Here is a 13,043-nt window from a genome sequence, read left to right on the forward strand (position 1 = left end):
CGTCTTTCCTGTCCCGCTACACCACCAACGGGAGGCTGACGTGAAACCTGCATTCATCACGCTGCGCGAGAATTATTCGAGCGTGGCCGCCGTCGACCAGGCGGCACTTTTCGGCGAAATCGGCTGGGAGGACTTGATCGGCAAGGACAGCTTTGCCAATACCTGCGCCATCCGCGTCAGCCTGGCCCTGATCAAGGCCGGCATCCAGGTCAAGGGCCGCATGGCCATCCGCAAGGGGCCGTTCAAGGGCGCGCTGATCGAACCGGGACAGGCCAAACTGGCGCACATGCTGGCCAGTCCCTCGATGTTCGGTGCGCCTGAAAGATTCGCCAGGGAGGCGGCCATCCCGGGCATCGGCCAGCGCCAGGGCCTCGTCGCCTTCTTCCGCATTCCCGGCTACCTGGGCGGCGCGGGCGGCCATATCGACATACTGCTGCCTTCCATCGGCGTGAAGGTGTGCGGGTCCGAATGCTACTGGGATTGCGGCGAGGTGTGGTTCTGGGAATTGCGGTAACGCCTATTTGAACTTCTTCGACCGTCCGCGCGAGGCCGCGTTGTGCGCACGAAGGATGGAATCGACGCGCTCGGACGCATCGCGCGACAGGTTTTGCGCGACCGCGATATCGGGGAAGAATTCGGGCAGGCGGTAGCTGAGCCAGGCATACGCGGAATAGTAGCGGCAGGTGTCCTCCACCTGCTGCAGATTCTGCGTGCCGCCGCCGTACGCGTGCTGGCGCAAGGTTGACGTCTTGCCCTGCGACAGATTCTTCGCCCAGTGCTCCCACGCCGTCTGCAGGGACGGCACCTTGCTGGAGATCGGCACCAGCGACAAGGTAAATTTGTCGGCCACGGACAGGGGCAGGGTGTCGAGCCAGACGGCGCGCTCCTTCTGGTCTTCCGTGATGCGGGGGAAGAAGAAGCCGTCCGGCACGTCGATGTTGTGGATGAAGCGGCGCAGCAGTTTCGACAGCGACAGCTCGCCCGTCACCGACGAAATGCGGTGCAGGTGTTCGAGCGAGGGGGCCACGGCAAAGCCGCTGGTGTTCAGCGGATGCAGCTTTTCCTTCAGCAGCGCGCGCATCACCTCATGCGTCTCGTTGTCGTAGCCGGCCACCAGGCCCTCTTCATGCACGCCGTAGCGGCCCGCGCGTCCGGCGATCTGGCGCGCCAGCGCGGCCGAAATCTCTTCCTCTTCGCGGCCATTGTATTTGACGCAGGTGGTCATGACGATGCGCGCGATCGGCATGTTCAGGCCCATCGCCAGGGCGTCCGTGCCGACGACGATATCGGCCGTGCCGTCGCGGAAGCGCTGCGCCTGCGCGCGCCGTACTTCGGGCGACAGGTTGCCGTAGACGGTGGCCACCGATAATCCCGTTTCCGTGATCATGTCGCGCCACATCAGCACTTCGCGGCGCGAAAAGGCGATGACGGCGTCGCCGCGGCGCAGGTTGCGCACCTTGCGCACGGCCGTCGGCTCCATCGACAGGGGCGCCATGCGCTTCAATACATGCACTTCCAGCGGGCAGTCGAGGCGTTCGGCCAGCGCCTCGATGGCGCGCCGCGCTTCCGGCGCCCCCACCAGGTAGACGGTGTGGGCCGGCGCGCCGCAGACGGCCGCCGTCCACGCGGCGCCCCGGTCCGGGTCGGCCAGCATCTGGATTTCATCAATGACGGCCACTTCGACGACGGTTTTCGTGTCCAGCATTTCCACCGTGCTGGCCACGTGCGTGGCGCCGTCGACGACCCGGCGCTCCTCGCCCGTGATCAGGCTCACGGCCAGCGGCTTGCCATGCGGCGCAGCTTCCTGCAGGCGTTCGTAGTTTTCCAGGGCCAGCAATCGCAATGGCGCCAGGTAGATGCCGCTCTTCGCCTTGACCAGCGCTTCCATGGCGCGGTGCGTCTTGCCGGAATTCGTGGGTCCGAGCAGGGCGATGAAGCGGCGCGGCAGGCGGCGCGCCATCTCGAACGAGGCGGGATACTCGGCCAGGTTGATGCTCTGGCGCGTGCGTGCCGCGTGCTGCTCTTCCTGCTGGCGCTCGATGGCGTGGTTGAAGCGCTGGCGGATGCGGTCGAAGACCATGCCGGCCGGCTCCGACGTCTGCATGTCGGCCAGCGTGTGCAGGAAGACCATCGGGTCCGTGTCCACGTCCTCGCTCAGGCCCGCGATATCGGCGACGAAATCCATCACGTGCTGGCGCAGTTCCTCGAAGACGGCCGCGCTGGCCCGTTCGCGCACCAGCGCCAGCTTGGTCTCGCGGTCCATCTTGCGCCACTTGGCCGGCCGCGCCAGCACGCCCTGGCTTGGCACCAGCGCATACGGCACTACCAGGTGTCCGGCCTTGACGACGCCGGAAAAGCGCACGAAGACGCGGCCTTCCATCTTGACCAGGCGGATATGCTCGGCCAGTTCCCCCAGTTCCGCGACCAGGGTGGCGTCGTTATTGTCTTCGGTGCTGTCGGAAATGTCGGTGGAAGTGTCGGGAGGAAGTGCGGAGGAAGTCATGTCGTGCCTGGGTGTTGAAGTAAGCGAGGCCGATTATACCGTGCGCAGGGTAAAGATTTTCCCCCTGCGCACGGTGCGGCTGCCGCACGAGCGCTGATTTGTAAAACGATGATTCCTTGAGGCGGATAAGCAACTGGCAAACATGGAGGGCGGCGCTGCCACCTGGCTGCAAATCATCTTGCTTGAACGCGGAATGGGAATCCGATATCCGGTGCTTTGCGCTTATCGGTTTTTTTTCTGCTGCATTTTTATTCGGCTGGAGTTTTAATGAATGTATTTTTATTAACTTTGTTAGATTTTTGAATTTAACATTAAAATTTCAATTGCCGTGACGCTGATAATAACAAAGAGTATGTTTTTATCGATAGCCACGGTGATGATATTCGTATCGTGTCAGTATTTTTCATTGCGCAAGGAATTGGCCGATGGCGCGCAATGAATTGAATTGTCTTGACAATTAATAATGGCGAGCTGATGATGGCTTCAGATTTTGCAAGGGTATTTTGGTATCTTTTCAACATATCTGAAATTGACGGCGACGTACGGCATTATTCTGGATGCCGCTCTGGCTATCGGCTGGGGCGTGCCGTTGATATGCACGGCTTTGATTTGACGGTGCTCCAGGATTTGCTGGAGGCCGCAGGATTTTCCATTTCGCGCTGACGTATGGCCAGCGCGCGATGACACCCGACATACCTGTGTATGTGGCCCTGCGCCAGAGGATGGCGCGCGCGGGGATTCATCAGCCATCCGACTTTGGGAGAACTCCATGAATAAAAAGCTCGCTGCATTTCTTTTTGCGTCAGGCCTCGGTTTGGCGGTGACTGCGACGCCAGCCTTTGCCAATTGCTATAGCGCCTGCGCTGCCGAATGGCGGGCTTGCATCGCCGCCGGTACCTCTCAAGCCGAGTGCGGCGCCGAGCGGTCCGCCTGCCTGCAATCCTGCAATTGACGGGAGGAGTACTGCGCGCTGCGGCAGCCACTATCGTAGCCTGTTGCCGCTGACGCCAGCAAGCCATGGCGCCGACGGCAGTTCAGGCTGCCGTTGCGCGCACGGCGCGTAGCCCCCAGCCGGTGGCGATCAATCCGTCGCCGGCTTGCAGCGGCGCTGCGGCCTCCAGGAACGCGCCGTGCAAACGCTGCCTGGCGTCATCGTCCAGGCGGTCGATATCGTAGGTGTCGCCCAGGGCGGTCCACAGTTCGCCCGGCGTGGGCGACAAGGGCACGTCGATGTCGTCGAATTCAACGTCCGCAAAACCGGCATCGAGCAGCGCGCGCCAGCCCGCTTCCGATCCCGCGCGCCGGATGGCCATCTTAGCGTGGGGAAAGTTTCGGCTACGGTGGTGGCGTGTGGCGTGCCTGAACGATCTTATCTGCTGCACCATTGCGCCAGATCAGACGGCAAGGCGTGGAAAGCGATCACAGTAGCTGAGCCCCTTTCGCAGCGAGCGGATTTTGCCTTGATCCTGTCTTCCCATGCGCACCCTGATACTCGGCTTTGCCGCTGGCGCCGCCTGGTTGCAGACGCAGGCAAGCTTGCCGCCGCACGCGGGCGCGCTGCTGTGGGCGATCGCTGGCGCGGCGCTGCTGATGGCGTGGCTGTTGCGCCGTCACGCGCGCTGGCGTTCCGGTTGGCGTTCCGCTATTGCGCTTGCCGCTGGCGTGGGACTGGGCTTTTACTGGGCCGCCTGGCTGGCCCAGGCCGCGCTGGCGCCGCAGCTGGCGCTGGCCGACGAAGGGCAGGACATCGTCGTGACGGGGACGGTGGCCAGCTTGCCGTACCGCTTCGAGCAGGGCGTGCGTTTCAATTTTGCCGTGGAGAAGGCACTCAATGCGCAGGTGCCGCCCCTGATCGCCCTGTCCTGGTACGCGGGTTTTCGCGATGAGGTGACGAACGAAGTGGGCGACGTGCAGCCGGGCGAACGCTGGCGGCTGACGGTGCGCCTGCAGCGTCCGCACGGCAATGCCAACCCCATGGGCTTCGACTACGAAGCGTGGCTGCTGGAGCAGGGCGTGCGCGCCACCGGCTATGTGCGGCCGCAGCCGCGCGCAGACACGCCCAACGTGCGCCTGGCGGCCTTCGTGCCCGGTTTCGGCAATGCGGTGGAAGCGAGCCGCGCAGTGTTGCGTGCGCGCATACTGCGCAGCCTGGAAGATAAACAGTATGCGGGCGTGATCGTGGCGCTGGTGGTGGGCGACCAGCGCGCCATTCCCCAGTCGGACTGGCAAGTGTTCAACCGCACGGGCGTGAGCCATTTGATTTCGATTTCCGGCCTGCACATTACCATGATCGCTGGCCTGTTCGCCCTGGGCGCGGGCGCGCTGTGGCGGCGCTCGTTTTTTACGGACCGGCAACTGCCCTTGCTGTTGCCGGCGCAAAAGGTGGCGGCGCTGGCTGGCGCGCTGGCGGCATTTATATATGTACTGCTGGCCGGCTTCGGCGTGCCTGCGCAGCGCACCTTGTATATGTTGCTGGTGGTGGCGCTGGCGTTGTGGCTGGGACGCATCACCAGCATCGTTCACGTGCTGTGCCTGGCGCTGGGCGTGGTTGTAGTGCTCGACCCCTGGGCCGTGCTGTGGCCCGGTTTCTGGCTGTCATTCGGCGCCGTCGCCACCATGCTGTACGCGACGGCGGGCCGCACCACGGCGCCCTTGCCGCAGAACGCCAGCCGCTGGCGCCGCCTGCGCGCGGCCGTGGCGCTCGGTGCGCACACGCAATACGTGGTGACGGTGGGGCTGGTGCCGTTGACGATGCTGCTCTTCTCGCAAGTGTCGCTGGTCAGCCCTGTGGCCAACGCGCTGGCCATTCCCGTCATCAGCCTGGTCGTCACGCCCTTGTCCCTGGCGGGTAGCTTGCTGCCGGCGCCCCTGTCCGATGGGCTGTTGCTGCTGGCGCACGTCATCGTGCAAATGCTGGCGCAGGTGCTGGACTGGCTGGGCGCGCGCCGCTTCGCCGTCTGGACGGCGCCCGCGCCCCCAATGTGGAGTTTTTGCTGGGCATTGTTCGGCACGGCCTGGCTCTTGGCGCCACGGGGATGGCCCCATAGGTGGGCGGGCATGCTGGGCTGGCTGCCCCTGCTGACGGCCTTGCCGTCCAGCCCGCCACCGGGCCAGATGTGGGTCACGGCCTTTGACGTGGGACAAGGCATGGCCGTGCTGGTGGAAACGCATGGCCACCGCCTGCTGTACGACACGGGGCCCGCCTACAGCCTCGATTCCGACGGCGCCAGCCGTGTCATCGTGCCGTATCTGCGGGCGCGCGGCATCGCTACGCTCGACGGCGTGATCATTTCCCACAGCGACCTCGATCATGCGGGCGGCGCCATATCTCTGCTGGAGAACGTGCAAGTGGGCTGGCTGGCCTCGTCGCTGTTCGATGGCCACCCGGCAGTCGAGGCGCGGCGGGCAGCGCAGCGCCCCTATCTGCACTGCATGGCGGGCCAGAGCTGGACCTGGGAAGGCGTGCACTTCGCCATGCTGCACCCGCTGCCGGCCAGCCACGACGATATATCGCTGAAACCGAACGCCCGCAGCTGCACCGTGAAGATCACGGCAGGCCAGCATGCAATCTTGCTGGCTGGCGACATCGAAGCGGCGCAGGAAGCGCAGCTGCTGGCGCGCTCGGCCGATGGAGAGCTGGCGGCCGACGTGCTGCTGGCGCCCCACCACGGATTATGTCACCCACAAAAAGATCGCTTATTGGGCGAGGCCCGTATGTCCGGTCACGCTTGCTTCGCAAGATCTACAGTGTCGCGTGTTGTATTTTTCGGTATGACATCCATTCCCACACGGCAATCGAGTTAAAATTAGTACTCGATTAGGCATCGGTGATGAGCATCCACATGCTATCAAATCTGCACAACAGTAGAGCCACTTTGCAGGCCCGCTTGTTTTATTGCAATAATACCACCCTAAAGCGGCACTTCCTCAAGGTGGTGTATGACGGTAGCAACATCGGAGGGCGCCACGACGCTGATCATTATTACCTCAAGTAGTCCCTGGGGCATCGAAGGATTCAAATAATTCACGCGCCCGGAACTCAAGTTGCCAATGGTTTCAGCCTCCAACTGCTGCAGTGTATTGTGCGACAGACCTGCGAACTTCGCTCGACGTTGCTACGTTGACCCGACCACTAAACGACGGATGCGAACTGCTTTCCCGACTTCGTAGATATACATATGCCGCAGTTCTATAGATGTACAAAATATTTTACATTCATTTGCTTCGCATACTTACTCTTAACTTACTGTTCTAGCCACGCAGGTTGTATCTGCCGAGGCAGCAGTGCTGCTGGAGAAAATAGAAATGGTTATTGCAGTTGAGGTAGTAGAGTACGTCTTCGGTGGTATTGCGTGGTTATAATCGACGAATTAATATCAATGTATTCACGTTGCACAGGATATTCATTGTTGTTAATTTAGTCATAATTTCAAACTGTGTCGCTTTTCGTAGATTCAAAAATCGTAAAGATCATTGATGAGTAAACGTAGGCTACTGCGCGATGTGGAATTTTAAAAATATCAATTAAACTGGAGGAATGCGTGATAGACCAGCCTAAGGGGCCTGCACAAGAGGGACTTTTTTCAAATGCTCTATTTGATGTGGAGCATGCATTGGGAATGTATGCGTTCAACTCATGCACAATTTTCGCGGAAGATATCTATGATAAGAACATACTTGCTCCCTTAATGAGGGTCATTGAGTCGTGTCATATTTACATCATTGGGTATACTCCAGCAATAAGGTTTCTCGATGCTCGACAGGATAGCAATCAACTAGAAATGGACTTCTCCGTTGCAAATTTATCTCACACTATATCGATCAATCTTCCCCAAGGATTGTCGCTAAGGCAACGAGATGGATTTAACATTCTTGAGGACGAATCTGGAAAGACGTTCTGGCCCAATGAGGATTTCTTAAAGCACAAAATTGAAGAAAAGGTAGGTATGCTGAAGTTCGATGTTAAGTATATCGGACAAGCATATGGAAAAGATGGTTCGCGAAATTCGATCGATCGGCTTTTGAAGCATGAGACGCTTCAAAAGATAGCTATTAAAGGTGTGCCCGAGGGACACAGGTTAACCATACTGATGCTGGCAATCCAGCCAAATAATCAGTTATTTACTGTTATGAATCCATTTGCGAAGAAGAAAGATGACGATGGAAAGAGAATCAGGGATGGAATTAGCAAGCTTTTTAATACAACGGAGCAGGAGAGAATTTCGCTGTATGAAGCTGCGCTTATTCGCTATTTCTATCCTGAATTTAATAAGGAATTCAAAGATAGTTTCCCCTCAACCAACTTGAAAATCCTGCAGGACTGCTATGAAAAAGATTTTGGCGGCGTGGTGGCCGAAATATGCATCGACGGACTCGCTTTTAGACTTTGCTCTGAAAAAGTGGAGCCGACGCCGCATCACATAGCGCGTCACAGTCTGCACAAATTAGAAGAGCGAAAAATGTTCTTCGGTTTCTAGTAACAATAATATCGAAAAAACAGACCTGATTAGGATGAGATCCTGTTAGGTTATAGGTTCGCAAAATTCATGCAAAAACGTGTATAGGAAAATCAATGACTTTTACATTGATTTTGAGAATGCCAAGATGATTTTTCAAAAATTCCTGCAAAAAAACCTAAGCTGAGAGTAAAACTCCGGGCGACGAGCTGCCAGCACGGCCCACCATTGCTTAAAGCCTTGCGGGTGGGGATCATCGACGTGGGGCTGCTCCATAGTAGCAAGTCAACCAATGCTGGCGTCTCCTCGAAACGTCCTCGGGGGAAACCAGAATCGTCGTCCTCGGTAGTAATCATGCCGGGACCTTCCATATTTCCTGAATATGTGCTTGCACTCATCCCCAAACCTCCTTGCGCTCGGCTCCAAGTACCGGACCCAGTTTAGCCAAACGTGACCATACTTTTGTCGGCGACTCATTGGATATCATGGCCGCCTCTTCGACCGCCATAACAACAATTTGCACCGGTGCCTCGTCCAGAAAATGAAGCATCTGCGCCTCGTATCCGCGAGGAACCTCACCCGTGGAAAGAGCATGCTGGAGGGTTTCAACGCTCATCTCTTTTTTATAGCTGACGCTGCTGGTTTTGGCGGCCATCCATAGGCCATTCTTGCGCTTCCGGGCCGCTAACGACGGAAGGTCGAAACTCAATCCGACGATGCCCATGATCTTGGTCAAGCGCTGAAAACTAAGATCCTTAATTGTCCCTGCTTCCAAGCGTTGTATGGTCTGGCGCGATAGATTTGCCAGATTAGCCAGGTGCTGTTGAGTCAGGCCAACCGCTTTGCGCCGCAGATAAATCTCTTGTCCGATCATGTGTATGCTCACAATTTCACCTCTTGAATGCACAATATATTGTACATCTTGCTGAAATATATGGCAGTCCTGCTATTCACACCATTGCGAAGCGTTCATTCTGGCACAAACCGAAAACTGATCCGCCTAGCTAAGTGGTTCTTTGTCAAGAAGAGTCAGTCGATGTTTGTCGTCACCCTCGATCCGCGCTTTGCCTGTAGGACCGCGCACCGTCTGCCGCCGGTAGGTCAAGTCACGAAAAGAATGGTGGCCGTCGAGCGGTCGCTGGCTGGCCAAGTGTGGCATAGTTTTTAATTCATCGTGCCATTGACAAGATGAGCAACGTCGGTGAGTGAAGTGAGTATCCCACTGATGGCCATGTTTTTCATGTTCTGCTTGCCGACTGTGTCGGTGAGTTGTTTACCCCAGCAGTTATGCCTTTTACTTGCCTGAATACCCATCTGCCGGCGATATACTGACAGTTTTCGTTAGATGCTCTACGTCTGCTAGTCTTTACGGCTTCGATTTGTTTCTTTAAGCCGCGCAGACTGTTCACCAATTGCTTTTGCGCGATCATGCATAGTGATGTGGTCTGCTAGCCAGGAATATTCGTTCTTTAACTGTGAAGCTCTGATACGGCCAGCTAGTCGGTGGGCGTCTTCTACGAGAGCGTATAAATCTAGCGATTCGAAAGGGCTATCTTTCATATGAGTGGATAGAAATTTGCGCAAGCCGTTCTCGGTAGCACAGATTTTTTCAACCGCCTCGTAGGTCTCGCTATACGTATAGTTTAGCTGGGCGAAGCGGTGAAGGATCGAATGCATTCTTGGCTCTTCCGAAAGTGCGCCCGCTTCGACGCTTCTTCGAACATTTTCAGACCAAGTAGCAATAGCTTCATTGACTACATCACCATTGGATATCAGCTGATCCTCGGGGACTTTGATCAGTTCGGGATGCAGGCTCCATTTTCCCTGCTCGATCGCAGCTTCTAGCAGTACCTTCTCTGAAATCGATAAGGGCGATCCTACAATGATCCGGAGGAAGCTTGATTCACGCTTTTCTGTCGGAGCCTTCCGAATCAAACGCTCCAGTGCCTTCGCAAATAGCTCCGCGAGATCTGTTGTTAGGTCATGTTCAGATTCCGAGCGAAGCGCGCGTGCTATCAAAGCATTGGCGCTCCCATCAACGTCCAGTGTTTGACAAGAAGGTAGGTAATTACAAATCCATTCGAGAAGTAATACCAATTCGCTTGACTCTCCAGTTGCGAGTGCCTCCCCGAGGGCTAGTGGTTTTGATAGTTTTTCGTGGATGTCGCTTGCTTCTGGTACGCTTTCCAGCGAGGTCATGAGGAAGTATCTCGCTAGCCTATCCGGATCAGCGATATGAAGATTGTCTTCGGGCACGCGATCACTCTTTCCTGCGCCCTCGGGAAAGAGGAATGCGCAGACTTTTGTAGCCAACGTGTAGTCGGGTTCTTGCTGGGGTAGATGCTTTGCCCAAAGTGGTTTATCATTTTTACGCTCTGAATCCAACCCAGCCCAGTTAGTCCATTCGAACTCATCCGCATTAAAGCCAGAATCCCCTCGGAACGAGTGACCTCCGGTGAAATCAGTCGGGTGACGGTGGACACAGTCGCGGACTTTTGGGAAGCGCTGCGATAAAGCTTCAAATACGATAACGTCCGCCGCATTGACCTCGTTCAGAGTCGCCGGTAAGCTCAGCATAAGCCTATTCATCAGACGGACGACATCCCTTGGGTGGCGTGCGAGACGGGTCAAATATCCAATCGCCTTCTGGTAGACGGAGATTTCATAATTGCGGAGTTCAATCCCTAGCGACGAAAGAAGGAGCTGAACCTGCTTGTCGACGAAGTTCCTGAGCTGGTACTCGAACAGTGGTGGTATAGGGTACGCTACTTGGACTATCTTTTCCAGGTATGATAGGCCTGAATCAAGGTTTCCGTTTCCCAGGGCCACCGCAACAACGTCGCGGTCGTAGGCTAGCAGATATGTAGTTCTGGGGAAATCAGCGACAGCTTTGATCGCCTGAACGACGGTACGGATCTCATCTGCCGGCAACCGGTCCACGTCGTCCACGATCACCACAATTGGCCGATCAAGGTCACGTAGGGCCTCCACTACATCGGCTTTTTTCTTCGCTAAATCTAGGCTAGGTAAGAGCTTTTTCAAATCACCCAGTGCATCTGTCGCTTCCTTTGTCCCGTCCGCGACATTTCCAGCAATCGTCCCCATATCCTCAGCGATGTTTCCCGCGAAGCCAATGCCAGGAATGTACTTGAGGTACTTGAGATGCTTCAATAATCCTATATATCCCAGTAGCTTCTCCCCAGCATTGATGGCCCTTTCTGGCGAACTTGGATTGAGATTAATTGCGGCGGCAATCTGTGTTACCAACGCGTCGACCAGCGCTCCAGTATTGCTAACCATCCAAGGGTTGAAGTCGACGACGATAGGAGGGAAGTCGGCTGCGCCACATCGGGGTAGTTCCTTCTTTATGAAGCCAATTACTGTGCTTTTGCCGCTTCCCCAGCTGCCCTCAATACCTACAACCAGGCCTTCGCCTGCACTCACGAACAACAGCGCTTTCGCAAGCGACTTCGCGAAGTGCGAACGGCCAAGCGCGTCGGATTCTGCAGGACGATCCGGTATGTAGGTTGGTGTGGTCATCTTCGTAGGTTAACTTCGTTGAACCGCTTTATTTTGCTCGTTTTATGCGTGGCTATTGTGAAGCCATACGTGCCAAGTTGTCCGATGATTTTTCTGTCAGGTCTTGACACGGCCATCAGGCGCACTCTGGTAGTTCTGCCCGATGTACTTTTTGAAAGGGCGAATAGCATCCACCGTATCACCGATGATGTACACCATGGCTTGGGCCGCGACTTTGGAATTGAATTCCACAACAGTCGCCTTATCAACCTCGTGCCTGCCTGATGGGAACCGTTTGGAGTCGCAAATGATGTAAGCGATCCGTGGAGTAATCGGATAATAGAGATCGGCATACTCAGGTGGGGTAAATTTTTTCTCAGAAACACAGGAGTGCACGTTGACGATAGGTTGGTCGGACGTGATAAAAGGTACGCTAGTATCATTTATCAGCAATGCATGCCTCGCGTTCTGGCGCCCCATGTACAGGCTAAATCCCATGTTCATTCCATACATATAACTCAGGAACCACCACGTATGCTGCATAGCATTGGCGACTTCAATCTCAAGAGCACTTTGTCTAGATAGGACCCGCATTACACCATCTCGGAAAGTTTTTGTGCGGCAAATCTGGTGTCCGAAGAATGTCATGAACTCGAGCATATGCCGCTGATTTTGCAGCACATCAAGTTTCTCTTCAGCTAACGCGGCTAACACGGGAAGCGCCATTTTTTCATGGGCGGCATGGAGATTTTCCAATTGATTGCATTTCAACGCCTGGAGATATTGCTCAATTTGCAGATTCTGAGTGCCAGACTTGCCATAGATGAACTCAACCTGCTGTATCCTTAGAAAGTCATGAAGATATGACATGTGGTGTTGCTGCAAATGATCGGGGCTACTTCGTGAGAATCCTTTAATCACCTCAATATGCTTGCTATTAAGCACGGTAATTTTATAGAAATAGTCATCAACGGCAATGCCACGTACACTGTCGTGCGCAAACTTCCCCGTTTTCGTGGTGTAGAAAACGTCCATCGTACCGCGACCCCATCGGGCTAGATACTTCGCCCACACGTAATGTTGTCGTTTCTTGGCTTCGAGGTCTTTTCGCAACATGGTATCCATTCTGTTGGGCGTCGGCTTTCGGATTCATTTTACCAAGCTTCCTACCAGCCTAGGCGCCGGATCTACTTGTCGGCAGCTATGTGCGTAAAATACGTATTACATTTTCAATACTAACGCTTCTTTCCATTAACTTAAATTTCCATGTGGCATCGATATATCGAAGAATGATGTGCTAATTTGTCCTGTGGTTGTTCAAGTTCCTTGCGTAGCTTGCTAATCGTGCATCCGGTCGCCTTGAATAGAGTCAAAATTTTCGTTTAACGGAACAAAATTCACCTCACCATATTCGGATCCTAGGGCAAAATAGACCAAGAAATTTATGACTTATTTCATTCCGTAACTCTTCGAAGGGGCGGAGATCTGTGAAATAGCCCCTTGATTCACCAGACACAGCCTATGCGTTATTCTTACGGATAGGAATAGGACTGTGCATATGACTA

11 protein-coding genes are annotated in these 13,043 nt (G+C 55.4%); 5 read left to right on the plus strand and 6 right to left on the minus strand.

What is annotated here, in order from left to right:
* Positions 1-40: 40 nt before the first annotated feature.
* Positions 41-514, plus strand: coding sequence for a T6SS effector amidase Tae4 family protein (locus AC1RJW_RS05940; protein ID WP_493044176.1), 474 nt, complete (start codon positions 41-43; stop codon positions 512-514).
* 3 nt (positions 515-517) lie between these two features.
* On the opposite strand, the gene AC1RJW_RS05945 is transcribed toward AC1RJW_RS05940, so the two are convergent.
* The gene (locus tag AC1RJW_RS05945) at positions 518-2,503 is read right to left on the minus strand and encodes a helicase-related protein (RefSeq protein WP_493044177.1); all 1,986 of its coding nucleotides are present in this window, start codon (positions 2,501-2,503) and stop codon (positions 518-520) included.
* A 450-nt stretch (positions 2,504-2,953) separates the two neighbouring features.
* Between AC1RJW_RS05945 and AC1RJW_RS05950 the strand changes: the two genes are divergently transcribed.
* Positions 2,954-3,166 (plus strand): hypothetical protein, encoded by a 213-nt coding sequence (locus AC1RJW_RS05950; protein WP_493044178.1) that lies wholly within the window; start codon positions 2,954-2,956, stop codon positions 3,164-3,166.
* Positions 3,167-3,272: 106 nt separating this feature from the next.
* Complete coding sequence (locus AC1RJW_RS05955; protein WP_139143755.1) at positions 3,273-3,455, plus strand: hypothetical protein; 183 nt, start codon at positions 3,273-3,275, stop codon at positions 3,453-3,455.
* An 82-nt stretch (positions 3,456-3,537) separates the two neighbouring features.
* Here AC1RJW_RS05955 and AC1RJW_RS05960 read toward each other — a convergent pair whose 3' ends face one another.
* Positions 3,538-3,816, minus strand: a complete 279-nt coding sequence (locus AC1RJW_RS05960; protein WP_493044179.1) for a hypothetical protein — start codon at positions 3,814-3,816, stop codon at positions 3,538-3,540.
* A gap of 163 nt (positions 3,817-3,979) precedes the next feature.
* On the opposite strand from AC1RJW_RS05960, the gene AC1RJW_RS05965 reads away from it, so the two are divergent.
* Both AC1RJW_RS05965 and AC1RJW_RS05970 read left to right on the plus strand, forming a co-directional pair.
* The gene (locus AC1RJW_RS05965; protein WP_493044180.1) at positions 3,980-6,307 is read left to right on the plus strand and encodes a DNA internalization-related competence protein ComEC/Rec2; all 2,328 of its coding nucleotides are present in this window, start codon (positions 3,980-3,982) and stop codon (positions 6,305-6,307) included.
* A 737-nt stretch (positions 6,308-7,044) separates the two neighbouring features.
* Positions 7,045-7,980 carry a hypothetical protein gene (locus AC1RJW_RS05970; protein ID WP_493044181.1) on the plus strand — a complete coding sequence of 312 codons (936 nt, stop codon included), beginning with the start codon at positions 7,045-7,047 and terminating at the stop codon, positions 7,978-7,980.
* A gap of 92 nt (positions 7,981-8,072) precedes the next feature.
* Here the strand turns inward: AC1RJW_RS05970 and AC1RJW_RS05975 are convergent, their stop codons facing one another.
* From AC1RJW_RS05975 to AC1RJW_RS05990, 4 genes are all read right to left on the minus strand, one after another.
* Positions 8,073-8,357 carry a hypothetical protein gene (locus AC1RJW_RS05975; protein ID WP_493044182.1) on the minus strand — a complete coding sequence of 95 codons (285 nt, stop codon included), beginning with the start codon at positions 8,355-8,357 and terminating at the stop codon, positions 8,073-8,075.
* Positions 8,354-8,833: a helix-turn-helix transcriptional regulator gene (locus AC1RJW_RS05980; RefSeq protein ID WP_493044183.1), complete on the minus strand. Its 480-nt coding sequence runs from the start codon at positions 8,831-8,833 to the stop codon at positions 8,354-8,356. The genes AC1RJW_RS05975 and AC1RJW_RS05980 overlap by 4 nt, the downstream gene beginning before the upstream one ends.
* A 485-nt stretch (positions 8,834-9,318) precedes the next feature.
* Positions 9,319-11,499 carry a KAP family P-loop NTPase fold protein gene (locus AC1RJW_RS05985; RefSeq protein ID WP_493044184.1) on the minus strand — a complete coding sequence of 727 codons (2,181 nt, stop codon included), beginning with the start codon at positions 11,497-11,499 and terminating at the stop codon, positions 9,319-9,321.
* A gap of 96 nt (positions 11,500-11,595) precedes the next feature.
* Entirely contained in the window at positions 11,596-12,594 is a 999-nt protein-coding gene (locus AC1RJW_RS05990; protein WP_493044185.1) for a DUF4238 domain-containing protein, read from the minus strand.
* Between the last annotated feature and the right edge of the window lie 449 nt (positions 12,595-13,043).

It is taken from the genome of Janthinobacterium sp. GW822-FHT07A03 (assembly GCF_058798815.1).